The organism is Yoonia sp. SWMV100 (assembly GCF_056108365.1).
The window spans coordinates 680330-694742 of sequence record NZ_JBWBAQ010000003.1 but is presented as its reverse complement, the minus strand read 5'-3'; the positions used below and the strand labels follow the sequence as shown (position 1 = coordinate 694742).

The 14413-nt window shown below is 54.8% G+C and carries 14 protein-coding genes and 2 tRNA genes; 7 read left to right on the top strand and 9 right to left on the bottom strand.

Annotated features, from left to right (window positions below; genetic code table 11):
* The first annotated feature begins 46 nt into the window (after positions 1 to 46).
* The gene (locus ACXJGX_RS08230) at positions 47 to 1045 is read left to right on the top strand and encodes an A/G-specific adenine glycosylase (protein WP_474780788.1); all 999 of its coding nucleotides are present in this window, start codon (positions 47 to 49) and stop codon (positions 1043 to 1045) included.
* A gap of 48 nt (positions 1046 to 1093) precedes the next feature.
* Positions 1094 to 2215 (top strand): alkane 1-monooxygenase, encoded by a 1122-nt coding sequence (locus tag ACXJGX_RS08225; protein ID WP_474780441.1) that lies wholly within the window; start codon positions 1094 to 1096, stop codon positions 2213 to 2215.
* Positions 2216 to 2377: 162 nt separating this feature from the next.
* Here the strand turns inward: ACXJGX_RS08225 and ACXJGX_RS08220 are convergent, their stop codons facing one another.
* The 3 genes from ACXJGX_RS08220 to ACXJGX_RS08210 all read right to left on the bottom strand — a co-directional run bounded on the left by ACXJGX_RS08220 (position 2378) and on the right by ACXJGX_RS08210 (position 4791).
* A complete protein-coding gene (locus ACXJGX_RS08220) occupies positions 2378 to 3487 on the bottom strand; it encodes a DNA methyltransferase (protein WP_474780439.1) in 1110 nt (369 codons plus the stop codon).
* Between the two features lie 89 nt (positions 3488 to 3576).
* Positions 3577 to 4209 (bottom strand): ribonuclease HII, encoded by a 633-nt coding sequence (locus tag ACXJGX_RS08215; RefSeq protein WP_474780437.1) that lies wholly within the window; start codon positions 4207 to 4209, stop codon positions 3577 to 3579.
* 120 nt (positions 4210 to 4329) lie between these two features.
* Positions 4330 to 4791 carry a hypothetical protein gene (locus ACXJGX_RS08210; RefSeq protein WP_474780435.1) on the bottom strand — a complete coding sequence of 154 codons (462 nt, stop codon included), beginning with the start codon at positions 4789 to 4791 and terminating at the stop codon, positions 4330 to 4332.
* Between the two features lie 167 nt (positions 4792 to 4958).
* Between ACXJGX_RS08210 and ACXJGX_RS08205 the strand changes: the two genes are divergently transcribed.
* The 4 genes from ACXJGX_RS08205 to ACXJGX_RS08190 all read left to right on the top strand — a co-directional run bounded on the left by ACXJGX_RS08205 (position 4959) and on the right by ACXJGX_RS08190 (position 8837).
* The gene (locus ACXJGX_RS08205) at positions 4959 to 5240 is read left to right on the top strand and encodes a hypothetical protein (RefSeq protein ID WP_474780433.1); all 282 of its coding nucleotides are present in this window, start codon (positions 4959 to 4961) and stop codon (positions 5238 to 5240) included.
* Complete coding sequence (locus ACXJGX_RS08200) at positions 5164 to 5916, top strand: winged helix-turn-helix domain-containing protein (RefSeq protein WP_474780431.1); 753 nt, start codon at positions 5164 to 5166, stop codon at positions 5914 to 5916. The genes ACXJGX_RS08205 and ACXJGX_RS08200 overlap by 77 nt, the downstream gene beginning before the upstream one ends.
* A 272-nt stretch (positions 5917 to 6188) precedes the next feature.
* Positions 6189 to 7769, top strand: a complete 1581-nt coding sequence (locus ACXJGX_RS08195; RefSeq protein ID WP_474780429.1) for a phosphate ABC transporter substrate-binding/OmpA family protein — start codon at positions 6189 to 6191, stop codon at positions 7767 to 7769.
* Positions 7770 to 7892: 123 nt separating this feature from the next.
* Positions 7893 to 8837, top strand: a complete 945-nt coding sequence (locus ACXJGX_RS08190; RefSeq protein WP_474780427.1) for a type IV pili methyl-accepting chemotaxis transducer N-terminal domain-containing protein — start codon at positions 7893 to 7895, stop codon at positions 8835 to 8837.
* 50 nt (positions 8838 to 8887) lie between these two features.
* On the opposite strand, the gene ACXJGX_RS08185 is transcribed toward ACXJGX_RS08190, so the two are convergent.
* The gene (locus ACXJGX_RS08185; RefSeq protein ID WP_474780425.1) at positions 8888 to 9463 is read right to left on the bottom strand and encodes a hemerythrin domain-containing protein; all 576 of its coding nucleotides are present in this window, start codon (positions 9461 to 9463) and stop codon (positions 8888 to 8890) included.
* Between the two features lie 87 nt (positions 9464 to 9550).
* Positions 9551 to 10576: a LacI family DNA-binding transcriptional regulator gene (locus tag ACXJGX_RS08180; RefSeq protein WP_474780423.1), complete on the bottom strand. Its 1026-nt coding sequence runs from the start codon at positions 10574 to 10576 to the stop codon at positions 9551 to 9553.
* An 88-nt stretch (positions 10577 to 10664) separates the two neighbouring features.
* On the opposite strand from ACXJGX_RS08180, the gene ACXJGX_RS08175 reads away from it, so the two are divergent.
* A tRNA-Arg gene (locus ACXJGX_RS08175) sits at positions 10665 to 10741 on the top strand.
* 130 nt (positions 10742 to 10871) lie between these two features.
* Here ACXJGX_RS08175 and ACXJGX_RS08170 read toward each other — a convergent pair.
* From ACXJGX_RS08170 to ACXJGX_RS08155, 4 genes are all read right to left on the bottom strand, one after another.
* A tRNA-Thr gene (locus ACXJGX_RS08170) sits at positions 10872 to 10947 on the bottom strand.
* Between the two features lie 44 nt (positions 10948 to 10991).
* On the bottom strand, positions 10992 to 12425 hold the full coding sequence (locus tag ACXJGX_RS08165; RefSeq protein ID WP_474780422.1) for a heme biosynthesis HemY N-terminal domain-containing protein: 1434 nt from the start codon (positions 12423 to 12425) through the stop codon (positions 10992 to 10994).
* 11 nt (positions 12426 to 12436) lie between these two features.
* Positions 12437 to 13603: a COG4223 family protein gene (locus ACXJGX_RS08160; protein ID WP_474780420.1), complete on the bottom strand. Its 1167-nt coding sequence runs from the start codon at positions 13601 to 13603 to the stop codon at positions 12437 to 12439.
* A 70-nt stretch (positions 13604 to 13673) separates the two neighbouring features.
* Complete coding sequence (locus ACXJGX_RS08155) at positions 13674 to 14369, bottom strand: uroporphyrinogen-III synthase (RefSeq protein ID WP_474780418.1); 696 nt, start codon at positions 14367 to 14369, stop codon at positions 13674 to 13676.
* Positions 14370 to 14413: the final 44 nt, after the last annotated feature.

Here is a 14413-nt window from a genome sequence, read left to right as displayed (position 1 = left end):
CCTCAGCCTACAGCTTTTGGACTGGTACGACGTACATGCGCGCATTATGCCGTGGCGTGTGTCACCCGCGAACCGGATAGCAGGCGTTCAACCGGATCCCTATGCCATCTGGTTATCAGAAGTCATGTTACAACAGACAACCGTCTCTGCTGTGCGCGAATACCATAATAAATTCATGCAGTTATGGCCAACGGTTGCGGATCTTGCGGCTGCCGATGATGCAGATGTCATGGCTGCCTGGGCTGGACTTGGCTATTATGCCCGCGCGCGAAACCTGCTGAAATGTGCGCGCACTATTGTTGCAGATCACGGCGGCAGCTTTCCGCAAAGCTATGAAACACTTCTTACGCTGCCGGGTGTCGGACCATACACCGCCGCTGCCGTCTCTGCGATTGCCTTTGATCAGGCGGCAACCGTGGTGGATGGCAATGTGGAGCGCGTGATGGCGCGACTTTATGATATTCACGCCCCTCTTCCCGGTTCTAAAATGGCGCTCACAGAAAAAGCGCGGGCGCTGACCCCCGAAAACCGGCCCGGCGATTACGCACAAGCCGTCATGGATCTGGGCGCGACGATCTGCAGCCCACGTAATCCAGCCTGCGGCATCTGCCCCTGGCGCGACCCTTGCGCAGCAAGACTGGCAGGAACGGCGGCTGAACTCCCCAAGAAAACCCCGAAGAAAAAGACACCGACCCGGATCGGTATTGTCTATGTCGCACAGCGAACAGATGGAGCCTGGCTGTTGGAAACACGGCCAGAAAGCGGGTTGTTGGGCGGCATGCTGGGCTGGCCCGGATCAGAGTGGGGAGAGGCACCAGCCCCCAATCCGCCGCTCGACGCGGACTGGGAAGAGCTACCGCATGAGGCACGGCATACATTTACGCATTTTCATCTTAGACTAACGATCATGAAAACTGTCGTCGGCATGAATGCGACCCCGACAAGAGGCGAATTTATCGCCGCCGAAAAATTTACCCCCGCTGCCTTACCAACCGCAATGCGCAAGGTGTTTGACGTTGCCGCGCCGACGCTACGCAACACTTGAGCCAGATTGACGGCGCGCGTAAGCTGTGGCGACTTACGTAGGTGACCCATGTCGGCCCATAAATTCAAATCCGCCCTACCCTTTTGGCTGTCGCTTGGCCTTGTCCCGCTTGCTGTTTTGGCGGCGGTTTATGGGGGCTGGACCATCGCGCTGCTGCCGCTGGCGACATGGTATCTGTTTACGCTGCTGGATTTTATTTTAGGCCTGAACCTTGATAATGCCGATCCCCAAACCAGCGTAAAGGATTTGTTCTGGTATCGTCTTATCACGATAATTTGGGCACCCATCCAGTTGATCACGGTTTTTGGCGTACTGGCCTATGTGGTCCAATCGGGTCACTTAAGCGCTGTGGAGCAGTGGATGCTATTTGTCGCGCTCGGCATTTTGTCGGGTACGATCGGGATCAACTACAGCCACGAGCTGATGCATCAAAAGCCGAAATTTGAACGCTGGTTAGGCGATATTTTGCTGGGATCGGTGCTTTATGGGCATTATCGGTCAGAACACCTGCTTGTTCATCACCGATATGTCGGGACGCCGCGCGATCCGGTCACCGCACGGTATGGAGAAAGCTTTTACCACTTCTTTCCCCGCGTCCTATGGCAAAGCCTGACGTCGTCGTTTCATGCAGAGAAGGCGATGCTGGCACGCAAGTCACTGCCTTGGCACCACCTGTCCAACCCGTTCTGGCGCTACTGGGCTATTGAAATCGGTTTTGTTTTTCTCGCGTGGCTGATCGCTGGCTGGTGGGGCGTGTTCCTGTTCGCGACCCAAGCATTCTGGGCCGTATTCCAATTAGAACTTGTGGACTACATCGAACACTATGCCCTGACCCGAAAACACTTGGGTGATGGCAAGTACGAACATGTAAAACCACATCATTCTTGGAATGCGGCACACAAGGCGTCGAACTGGTTGCTCATCAACTTACAACGCCATTCCGACCACCACTATAAACCTGACAGACGGTTTCCATTGCTGCAAAACTATGGAGAGATCGAAGCGCCGCAACTGCCATTTGGCTATCCTGTAATGACAATGGCGGCACTCTTTCCGACGTTGTGGCGCAAAACAATGCATCCACGTGTCCGCGCATGGCGCGAACTCTATTACCCAGAAATTGAAAACTGGGAACCTTACAAAACAGCATCCAACCCGATGCCAAAGTAGGGCAATTACCCGAAACACAGCGTCAATTTTCCACATAAAAAAACCCGCCGTACAATGACGGCGGGCTAAAGTTAGTGCGTGCGGGCGCTCTTTCACAATGAAAGGGCTTGCCGCAAACACCGGCGGTATCAACGTTGGGGAATGTGACGCGGGTTTCCGGCGTCAGTGCTTCGCCATCTCAGAGCGAATCTGCTGGCGTAGCAGATCAATCGGAACTTTTTGTCCGTCGCGTTTAAATTGCCAGTAGGTCCAGCCGTTGCAGCTGGGCGCGCCCTCAAGATGGGCTCCGACCTGATGGATGGATCCTTTGATATCGTCACCGATCAAGGTGCCGTCAGCGCGCACTTTGGCTTTGTGACGACCGTTCATCGACCACAGTTCCTCGCCGGGGCGCAACATGCCACGTTCAACAAGGACACCAAAAGCAACGCGTGGTTCAGACCGTTTCGAGGTTGAAACCTCAAGCGCATCTGTATCGAACTTGCGTGTATTGGTGATCCGTTTTTCGGCAACTTTACGATAAGCGGCTTCGCGTTCGATCCCGATGAAATTGCGGCCCAGCATTTTTGCGACGGCACCCGTTGTACCTGTACCAAAGAACGGATCAAGCACAACGTCGCCGGGATTGGTCGTCGCGACCAAAACACGGTGCAGCAAAGATTGCGGTTTCTGTGTCGGGTGGGCTTTTTCGCCTTCGTCATTTTTCAGACGTTCATGACCTGTGCAGATCGGCAGCACCCAGTCTGACCGCATTTGAACGCCTTCGTTCAGGGCTTTCAGGGCTTCGTAGTTAAATGTGTATTTGCTTGCCTCTTCTTTAGAGGCCCAAATCAGCGTCTCATGCGCGTTCGTCAGACGTTTGCCGCGAAAGTTTGGCATCGGGTTCGACTTGCGCCAGACCACGTCGTTCAAAATCCAGAAGCCTTGGTTTTGCAGCTCTGCGCCCATACGGAACACATTGTGATAGCTGCCAATGACCCAAATCGCCCCGTTCGGCTTTAGAAGCCGACGCGCGGCAGCAAGCCATGCCTTTGTAAACTTGTCATAAACTGCAAAGCTGTCGAACTGGTCCCATGCATCGTCAACCGCGTCGACCTTGGAATTGTCCGGGCGATGCAAATCACCCTTAAGCTGCAAGTTATAGGGTGGGTCTGCGAAAATCAGGTCGACAGAACCTTCTGGCAGACTGTTCATCATCTCGATGCAGTCACCATCCAAAATCGTATTGAGAGGGAGCGTGGAAGCCCCTTTTGCTTTGGTCTTAATCGTCATTTTCTGCCTCATACACCCGGCGGTTAGTCCGCTCTCTGGTTGCCCCTAATGTGAGTCAGAGACGAATCGGTGTCAAAAGCTTTATTGAATCAATCACTTACGATTTGTTCTTGATACAAGATATTGTGTACCGGTTTGAACGAACGTCTATGGTGTGGGGTGACACCAAGATTTTCCAACCCGAATTTATGTGCCGCTGTCGGATATCCGGCGTTCTTGTCCCAACCATAACCGGGATACTGTTGCGCCAAATCCACCATGTGTCTGTCGCGCCACACTTTCGCGACCACCGAGGCCGCAGCAATCGACAGGCTGCGCGCATCGCCTTTGACGATTGCCTCGTTCGGGGTGCTCAGCCCCCGCGGGATCAAATTGCCGTCAATCAGTGCATAATCAGCGGGCCAGCGCAGCCCGGCAATCGCCCGCGTCATCGCAATATGTGACGCGCGCAGGATGTTATGTGCGTCGATTTCCGCAACAGTCGCTTGCGCGATGCAGACATCCGCCTTTGCAAAAATCTCGTCATACAGCGCGTCCCGCCGTTTCGCGGTCAGCTTTTTGCTGTCGTTCAGTCCTGCCGGGATATCGGTCGGATCAAGCACAACCGCTGCGGCAACAACCGGCCCTGCCAGTGGTCCGCGCCCCACCTCGTCAACGCCAGCAATCAACTCAAAGCCACGGTCGCGCGCGGCCTGTTCAAACATATAGTCAGGTTTTGTCATGTCCTTCAGTGACCAGAACAAACCGTTATGTTCAAGGGAAAAAGGGGCAAAGGCATGTCTGACCCTTGCCCCAAGGTGGCGCAGCAACTGGGGCGTGATGCCGCGCAAGGTGTCAGCGTCTTAACGGCGCCGATCTGTATAATAGCCTTCGTCGTGCATGCATGACGGGTCAAAACCGTTGCGTGGACCGTCGTTGGTAAAGACGCGCACCTCACAGCGGCGCGGCAAATCGTTCACTGCAACCTGATTGCGTGCAAGGCACGGCTGCATGAACATGCGATAGTCCCCGCCACGGCTTTCGGCCTGTTGCAGACAATCCGCAGGCAGTTCAAAACGGGCGCGGTTTGGTCTTGGATTCCAATGGCCGCCGTTTTGATGACCATGGTTGCGATCAACGACTGGCGCAGGCGTGTCATCGTTCCGGCGCCGATTCTCAAGCGCCGCGTTCAGAGCCGCAATCGCCGCCAAACCGATAATCAGCTTTCCCGCATCCTCTCGATCAAAGCCGTTGGCCTGCGCGGGGCCGGCTGTCGCGAAACAAAGTGATAGCGCGGTCATGCCTGCGATGATTGATTTGTACATGTTGGTTCCTTTCATCAACTGCGCCCTGACGGATGGGTGACGCTGGTGGAAACAACATCGCTGCGCCGGTTGTCGCCAAACAATATCGGGGGATGGTTATAAGATGGCATAGGCGATAACATCCAACGATATTGAATATCACAATGCTTGCGGGTCAGATCAGCGTCATGAAACACCTTTCTTTCACATTCATGGTCTTCTGTTTGACTGCAACTGCCGTGCAGGCTGATTGCTATGCCGACTACAAAGCCAAACGGGACGGACCATTGCGGCTGCACTATGGTGTGACCCAAGTTCAGGGCACATGTAGTATAGACACCGCCGCCGAACAGTTGCGCCCCGCACTGGCAAGCGATGGTTGGCAATTATTGAATGTGCTTGGCGTCTTTGACGAAGCCGGGCTTGAAGAAAGAAAGGACAGCGCAGGTGACTACTTCCTCCGCTACTGAGGCACGTGAAATTGGCAACCGGATCGTCGTGGCAGGGATTGCCGCGATTGTTCTGATTCTGGCCATCGCTGCCGTGCTGCTTTTTATCAACCTTCCCGACGCCAATGCATTCAACTTGCGGGTGGAACGCTTGTTCGTTGAAAACGATGCCCTGACTGGCAACGCCGAGATCAAGCTGCTTGAAATTCTGGCCCAGTCCGGCACAGCATTTTCCGATACGCTCGCGTCCTATCGGTTTGTGATCTTTGTATTGCTGATCTTTGCCACTGCGTTGCTTATCGCTGCGGTGGCGTTTCTGGTCATGCTCATCGCGTTAAACCGCCGCATGGGTAAAATCGAACGCCAGGGGATCGAAGTGAACTCTTTGATCATCAGTCGTGACCAAAAGGCTGTTTACCTTAATAACTTTGAATTCAAGCTTACCGAAGCCGCGATAGAGACGCTTTCCGTCTTGGCCGAGGCCCGGATGGACGACGAGGTTCTATCTGGTGCCGAGATCGAAGGGGTCATTTCCGGCCGCGACAGTACCGACTGCGAAGAGGCGGCGGGCGCTACCCGGATCAAGCGGCTGCGTGATACGCTGGGTAATCAGATGGTCAGCGAACTGCTGGTCAAAAACATCGCGCGAAAAGGGTATATCCTGGCGATCGACAAGGACGTCATCCGTATGATCTGAGAAATCAGACCGCGAATCGTTTTTCGTCTGCGCGATGGATTAAGTGTTAGCAATGCGACTTAAGTCGCATTCGTTGCGTCATATTCGAATGAAAATCAGGCTATTGGCGTATTTTGCGGTCATTTTCCTTAAAATGGAAAAGGTTTGCCGTATTTTGCGCACATTTACGCCGATTATAGCAGGTGTCTTAACAATTTGTCTTGGGTAAGACGTTTGCCTGCTTCTGTGAGGAGGGATCAGGTGGATGGGAGGCCTGGGGAGGAGAACAATAAATGTTGAATAAACGAAAATATACCGCGATGGGCATGCTGACCCTTGCGGGTAGCCTGACGTTTGCGGGGCTCGCAAATGCAGGAGAGGTCACACTGCAATCCAGCGATGGCACAGTGAATATGACCGGCGAGTTCGTCGATTTCCGTGATAACGCCTATATTATCAGTACTGCACTGGGTGAACTGCGCGTTGCCGCCAGCCGCGTAAACTGTATTGGCGATTCATGCCCGACATTCGGTACGGTGGAGGCCGATATCACAATCGGCGGCTCCGAAGTTGTCGCATCCGGGCTGATGCCACTTTTGCTTGAAGGTTACGCAGGCGCGCTTGGCGCATCCGCTGAACTGGGGAACACCGGGCAAAACGGAGAACTTATCGCTAAACTCGTCGCTGACGAGGGTTTTGGTGATGATCTGGCGTCCTTTATGGTGTCTTCTACCGGATCCAATGATGGCTTTACTCTTTTGTTGGAAGAAAAAGCTGACATCGCAATGTCGTCACGCCGAATTGTCCCTGACGAAGCTCGCAGCCTACGGGATGCTGGCGCTGGCAACATGGTCGACCCAGAACAAGAGCACATCATCGCCATCGATAGCCTTGTCGTTGTTACAAACGCATCTAACAAAATCGAAACGCTCACAACAGATCAGTTGCGCGCGATCTACGCCGGTCAAATTACAAATTGGTCCGAAGTCGGGGGTCCGAACATGGACATCGTGGTTGTGGGTCAGGACGCTGAATCTGGCACCCGCGCCGTTTTCGAAGACCGCATTTTTGGTGAAGAACAGGCAGTTTTGACCGCCGACGCGCAAATCGTCGAAAATGAAGGTGACGTGTCGCAAATCGTCAACGCAACGCAAGGGGCCATCGGGTTTTTGGGATACTCGTTCCAGCGCGGTGCAAACCCTGTCAGCCTTGTGAACGAATGCGGGATCACGATGACGCCTGACGCGTTCTCGGCGCGTACCGAAGAATACGCGCTTCAACGTCGTTTGTACCTGTACACCCGCGCAGACACTGCATCACAAGAAAGCCGCGAATTCTTGGATTTCGCGACCTCGCCCGCGGCAGATAGCCTGATCAGCAAAGCCGGGTTCATCGGTTTTGGCGTTGATCGTCGCGAACAATCGCTGGAAAGCGACCGTGCCCGCGCATTGCTCGACCCAAGCGCCGATGCTTACGAAGCTGGTTTTATGCGTCAAATGTTGGGGCAAATGGTTGATTATGACCGCCTGTCCACCACGTTCCGGTTCCGCACAGGGTCATCGCAGTTGGATGAACGTGGCCGGATCGACCGGGACCGCTTGGTGTCATACCTTGAAACACAACCTGCTGGCACAGAAGTGCTGCTGGTCGGTTTCACAGATGATGTCGGACAGTTCGATGGCAATCGTCAGCTTTCAGAAGAACGTGCGGCGCAGGTCGCGCAGGAATTGGTCGACTACGCAGGAAATCGTCTGCCTGGCATCACCGTTTCCTCTTTCGGGTATGGCGAAATCGCTCCGTCTGGTTGCAATGCCAACCAAGAAGGTCGCCGTATCAACCGCCGCGTCGAGGTATGGATTAAGTCACCCGTGTAACTTGCCCTGCCAATGACCAACGGGCCCAGACCAAGTTGAAACCAAGTATCGCAAGGCAACGTATCATCGCCGCGCTTTACATTCGGCACCACGACTTGAGACGGGATCGATAAAGGAAACAAAATGTCACAAATATCTATCTTGAAGGCAAGGTTGGCATCTTCCCAGCAGTACGCTGTAACGGGATTTGTCCGGCTTGCGACAATCGCCGCGATCGGGTTAAGCACAGCATCGCCAAGCTTTGCGCAAAACATCGCGACCGATGTGGGTGCAAGCGAGCGCATCAACCTTGCTGGCCAACTGTCGACACTTAGCCAGCGGATTATTGCATCTGCCTGTAACCTGAATTCGGGCATCACCGTGCGCGAAAGTAACGCAGTTCTGCAAATCTCCGCCGATCAGTTCGGCCGGATAAGCGATGCACTACTCGGCGGGAACCGTAGTTTCGGGATCTTGGGCGAAGAAACCCGCCCCAGAACGCTGCGGGTCATTGAAGACCTCAATAACGCGTGGGGGCCGCTTCTTGAACAGGCCCGCATGACAGAGGTTTCGGCAAACGATGCTGCACAAATTGGTACCCTTGCAGATGCCAGTGGTCCGTTGCTTGAATCGGCTAATATCCTGGTCTCTGAGATCACCGGGCAGTATGCCGATCCAGTGTCGCTGCTGCATGCCGATGCGCTGCTGATTGATCTGGCAGGCCGTCAACGTTTGCTTTCCGAACAAATGTCAAAGGACGTGTGCCTGATCGCATCGGGGATCAATACAGAAACCGCGATAGCAGATCTGACGCGGTCCAGTAAATTGTTCTCGGATACGTTGTCAGCGCTAGCAAACGGTCTGGAAAGCGTGGGCGTGCGCCCTCCGCCAACAGAACAGATCAAAGATGGTTTGCAATTTGTGGTCAGCGAATGGGCCACACTGCAACCGACAATCGAACGCGCTATCGCAGGCGAACAGCTGGATACAGCAACACGCCAATACGTTTACTTTGCCTTTCTCGGGATCGAAGCACGCATGAACAACGTGGTGTTCATGTACGACAAGAACTCGAAACTGGGACTGTGAACGCATCACACCACGTTAAAAAGGCGCCCCATCGTGGCGCCTTTTTTGTGTTAACGCAGTTGCGCAGGCGCGTACTTTAGCAAGACCGGTACCACCAGTTCTTCTTCGTCAATCAGGTGTCGGTTCAGCATTGTGCCAAAGCTGTCCAAGATGCCGTGCAGATCACCCAACCGATCCTTGAACTTCGCTTTTTTGTTTGATTCAACTTGAAGCACGTCGTTCGCGCCACCAGCAAGCCCCGACAACAGCCCGTCCATCGCATGGTGATCTGAATCAAGCAGATCAAACCCGTGCGACACACGTTTATCAAGCTTTGCCATCACAGGGAAATACTGCGCGTCTTCAATCTGGTGATGCCCATGCAATTGGTTGATCAGCATGCCGCCAAACCGGGCGAGGCTCCGTTTGTAATTCTCGGGGTCCATTTTGGCGTCAATCACGCCCTCCAGGTCACCGTTCAGCTGCTCAAGAAGGCGCCGAAACATCAGGTGCCTGTCCAGCCAAAACGCGATCAACTGAGAGTAATTTGGGTTAACCTTCCATTCCTCACGCGGAAACTCTTTGACCAGAACCCGAAGCGGGTCTGGCAAGGCTTTGCGGTTGGCAAGGGCGAGTTCGGGAGTCATCAGCACATTCCTTTGGTCTATCTGTGTAGATAGCCCAAAGTGCCGGCAAATGAATGGCCTATTTCTGTGCTTATCCGCACGGACCCGTCAGCGGCGGCGCAGGGTGTCCCCCAACGCGAGCTTGGGGCTAAGCGTAATCAGTTGCCCATCGGCATAATCAACACCCCTGTGATAATCTGCGATGATCTGCGCGGCTTTTACACCAATTTCGCGCCGACAGGCATCCATCGTGGCCAGTTGACGCGGCAGGCCGTCCAAGAGTTCGACACCGTTAAACGCCGCCAAGCCGATCTTTCCCGGCACATCAATGCCTTTTTCAAGCAGGTACAACAGCCCGCCCGCCCCGATCATGTCGTTCGAAAAATACAAGAAGTCGAGGTCAGGCGTACGCTCGATCATCTTTGCAGTCATCTCGCGACCCTTCGCCAGCGCAGATCCGCCCGAATAAAATTCTTGGTCCGCGATTTCGACTCCGGACTGCGCCAAGGTCCGCGTGAATCCCTCGAACCGTTTTCGCGCGCGGTGATCCAATGGCATTTTTGTGCCCATAAAGCCGATCCGCCGATACCCTGCGGCGATAATCTCTTCGGCCATTTTCCGGCCCGCGCGGCGATGGGAAATCCCGACGCACGCGTCAATCGGGTCACCATCCACATCCATAATCTCAACGACCGGAATGCTGGCTTGCTGCAGCATCGCACGCGACGCTTCAGAGTGCTCCAGCCCGGCAATGATCACGCCTGATGGACGCCAGGATAGCATCTCGAACAGGACTTTTTCCTCTTTTTCGGGCATATAATCCGTGACCCCAACGACGGGCTGCAAGGGCGTCCCCTCCAGAACCTCCGAAATACCAGCCAAAACCTCAGGAAATACCATGTTTCCCAAAGACGGAATAATAACTGCGACAAGGTTCACGCGCTGTGACGCCAATGCGCCGGCAATTTTATTCGGCACATAACCTAACCGTTTGGCGGCATCCTGCACCTTTTGACGGGTTGCGGCGCTCACATCGCCTTTGTTGCGCAAAACGCGACTGACGGTCATTTCACTCACCCCGGAGGCTTCAGAAACGTCGCGCAGGGTCAAAGGGCGTTTATTTCGGTTTGTCACGGGTCAGTCCTGTCATTGTATTCAACATTGTTAACGGCCCTTTGTCCCGTTGACCAGATGAACAAAGAACGGCATTGAAAGCACAGGCGGCCCCGTGGCTCAATTGGATAGAGCAGCCCCCTCCTAAGGGGCAGGTTACTGGTTCGAATCCAGTCGGGGTCACCAAAGTTGCAAGCACGTCGAAAGGGGCGGCCCTTTGTTCCCGCGAAAGGCCGCAGGTCTTTGTCGAAATCTGGGAGTGCGGTTTAAAAGAACCACGATTCCTAGGTTCGCGCCAAAATACAAAGTGATCAGATGGTGCCGCTGATAGGACTCGAACCTACTACCCCATCATTACGAATGATGTGCTCTACCTGATGAGCTACAGCGGCATTTCGGTGTAGCTCATAGCAGGACGGAATTGTCACGAGAAGTGCTAATTTTCGCTACCCGCTTCTAAAATTTCTGCATCAGCGATTGTGTCAATTCTTTGCGCCTGACCAACAATGAGGGGAAGCATTTCTGTCCCGGATGGCATCGCAACATCTTCCGCGGTTGGTCGTTTCCAAGCCAGGGTATCAAACGCCCCGCAATGCGCGCAGGTTGGCGCCCACGTCGTGTGAATGTGCTGACATTTTTCGCACACCCATTGTGGGCCGCGCGGTGCGGTCAAGGCGCGTGTAAGCCACCCACGCACAACAGAATCGTCAGCCCCTTCGCCGCGCTCGATCGCGGCCATCAACGTTAAGCTGCGCGCGGTTGGGTCTTTCTCTACTAAATCACCCAAGGCGCGTTTTGCGGCAGGAAAATCCTCTGCGGCGATGTTCAATTCGGCCATCAGCATTTTTGTTTCAGCCTGCTCAGACGTCGCTTTGGTCAGCACCTGAAACCGCTTCAGCCGCGCCTGCGGGGTTTCGTCGGGCACAATTTCAGCAAACGCACTGGCGATATCCGGATGCGGCTGAGCGTTCCATGTTTTGGTAAGGACGCGCGTCGCGTAGCGTGCATTCCCATTCGCGATATAACTGCGTGCCGCCATGACGGCCGCAGGGATCAGGTCGGGTGACAGGCGGTTTGCCTCAACCGCGGCTTCGCGCGCTTCGAAGGTTTTACCCTCGTCCAGAATGTCGCGCGCCTCTGACAAAGCCAGAACTGCGTCGCGCCGTTTATGAACATCACGCGGCAAATACCCCGCCTTCAGCTTTGCGCCCAACGTTTCGCGGGCGCCTGCCCAGTCGGCCTTTTCTGCTTGCAGGCGCAGCAGTACGTCTTGTGTTTCTTCGTGTTTGGGTTTCAAGGCAAACGCTTTTTGCGCCAAGGCCAATGCTGTTTCTGTGTCGCCTTCAGACAGCTTTTGCTTCATAATTCCGCGCACACCCACGAACCGTGTGCTGTCATCTTTCAACAACTTTTTGTAAGTTTCTTCCGCTTTGCGGCGGTCACCGTTCATTTCGGCAGCTTGTGCTGTCAACAGGTTGGTCAATTGCGGCTTGTTTAGATATTTGTCCGCTCGCGCCGCTTTCGCCATCGCCAGATGACCTTCCCCCGACGCCAATGCCATCATGCCTTCTGACAACGCCTCATAGCCTTTGCGTTCACGGTTGCGGTCGAAATAGCGCGAAATCGCGGTTTCATCGCCATTTAGAAACCTGAACACGGCGACAAGAAACGCCATAAATTTCAGCCCCAGCCAGACCAGAACGATCAGACCGATCAACCCAAAGACCATTTCAAGCGTGCTGAGGGTGACCTCGACGCCCGCCACCCCAATCGTCGCGCCACCTTCAACATCCATCAGCAGCATCGCGCCGTAGGTCAGCGCAATAATAGCAGCAACAAAGGCAGTAATTTTAATCAAGGACCAAAGCATATGTGTCGCCTCTAATTGTCACTAAGGTTGGAAGAAAGCGTATCAGCTGCAGCGATCGCTGCCGCGCGCGCCTCGGCTTTTGACAGCCAGCCTGACAATGCCGCGCGCGACACCTCGGGTAGCGCGCCGATCTCTGCCAGGGCATCCGTCAATCGTCCCGCGTCCAATGCGGCTGCGGCACGTGATAAAATCGCATCTGCGTCGCTACCTTCGCGTGGGGCCGTGGACCTTACATCAAACTGATCACGCAAAAATGCGCGAAATCCCCCGGTCTCTTCGCCGGACGCGCCCGCATCCCTTGCCGCAGAAAGCGCCGCACGGGCTGCGTCAGGAAACGTCGCGCGCAGATTGTCCATCGTCGCGACCCCGTCTTGCACAGCAAGCAATGCGGCTGGTGCGCGCGTCTCCATCGCCGTTTCAAGATCACCCAACGCCGCGCCGATGGGCCCGCCCGTTTCCAGCGATGATTGTACACGTGCGATTGCCGCCCGCAGGGTCGCATTTTGTGCGGCGGCGGCGGCGTTTTCTTCGATGGCTTTGGCTTCGGCTCGTGCCGCATCAAGCTGTGTTTGCGCGGCGTCTGTCATCTCTGACATTTGGCTACGCAACGCATCTATTTCTTCTTCAAACGCCGCAGTAGATTGGGAAAATGCACCACCTGCACTACGCGGCAATTGTTCGAGAACGGCGGTGCGTTCTTCTACGCCCGCGATACGGGTAACAAGGTCTGCTTCAATCGCAGCGATTTTTGTACCAAGATCGGCTTGCGTCGCCTCGATCGCTGACAAATCTATCTGCGAAGCGGATGCAATCTGCTGCTTTAACGCTTCGATGGCGGTCGCTTGCATCGCAACCTGATTGGCAATCGTACTGTCAACCGCGGGATTGGTCAGCGTCGATACGCCGTACCCGATTGCCCCAGCCACGATACCGCCCAGAACCAACGGCAAAAATCCAGCGCTTTTGCGTTTCTGATCGTCCGGCTGCGGCTGCGGTGCAACCGTGGGCTTCTGCTGTTGGGGGGCCGAAGGTCGCGGTGCCGATGCGACCGTTTTCGCCGCTGGCGCCTCATGCACTTCAGCCGGGATTGCGTCCACCAAAGTCACCCTGTCGGTTGCAGGTTCGCTCTTGATCTGCGCCTCTACGGGGCGTTTGGCCGGCGGTTTTACCACGTTCATTCCCTTTCCACGGAAGCACACGCAGAATCTGCCACTGCTCCACTTACTCTATCTCGGCAAACGCCGAGCCTCAACCGTTGCGCTTTTGAGCTAACGCACCAACACATGTAACGGTTGCGTCCTGCATCGCTTTTTCGTTGGGTTGCGCAGCAACAATTACCGTTTCAGCACTTAACCCTGCGGCTGCCCGTTTTACAGCATCGCTCATGACCACAAGGTGTAGAGGCGCCGTAAATGGCCCCTGAGATGCTAATATGGCGGCAGTTCGCGGCGAAAACAGGGGCAAGACCACGGGATTTTCCCCTTTTAACACGGCCAACGCGTCTGATGTAATATCGCGTCGACGCTGATCATAGGCGACAATATCCAAGCAAGATATACCCATCCTACTCAATGTTTCAGCAACTTCGCCACGGGTATGTTTACCACGTATATGTGCCAAATGGCCGCGGCGTGATTGTCTGCCTATCACGTCCACCAATCCCGCGGCGTCGCCCGGGCCAACCACAACATCAAAACCGGCCGCAACTGCCGCCGCAGCAGTTTTTTCGCCGACACACCATGCGCGTAAACCAACGGGAAGGTCGACCGCGCCAACGCCATGCGCCGACGTGAATACAACGCCCTCAATCTTGCCAAGGTCGGTAGATACCGATGTTGGCACAATATCGAACGCGGGCGATAGCATCACCTTCACATCTGACAAATAGGGCCGCAAACCCGAGGCGAATGCAGCGCCCTTGGGTTCTGGTCTTGTCACGATCATGCTTAGGTTCATCTGCTCACCATTGTTTGGACGCTGGTCCAGTG